This window comes from Streptomyces tateyamensis, assembly GCF_003205575.1.
GTDB lineage: Bacteria > Actinomycetota > Actinomycetes > Streptomycetales > Streptomycetaceae > Kitasatospora > Kitasatospora tateyamensis.
Genome location: NZ_PYBW01000265.1, coordinates 1 through 252, shown reverse-complemented (window position 1 = coordinate 252; position 252 = coordinate 1). Strand labels below are relative to the sequence as shown.

Below are 252 nucleotides of genomic sequence, written 5' to 3'. Positions count from 1 at the left end.
GCGACCAGCGCCGCGCGCAGCACGTCGGCGCCGATCAGCGCCCAGCGGCGGTCCACCCGCCCGGCCAGCAGTGCGTGCAGCGGGTTCAGCAGCGCGACCCCGAAGAGCACGGCGGCCAGCAGTCGGGCCGCGAAGACCAGGGTGAGCGCGAAAGCGACCCCCCGGTAGCCGCCGCCGAACATGTCCGCCCGGTCGGCCGCGGCGACGGTGAGCGCGAGCAACACCAGGAAGGCCAGCCGGTCGGCGGTGCCG

General features: G+C 76.6%; 1 protein-coding gene. It reads right to left on the bottom strand.

The genetic code is table 11. From position 1 onward, the window contains the following. The coding region (locus C7C46_RS35605; RefSeq protein WP_181442679.1) for a hypothetical protein at positions 1-252 on the bottom strand (252 nt) is incomplete at both ends.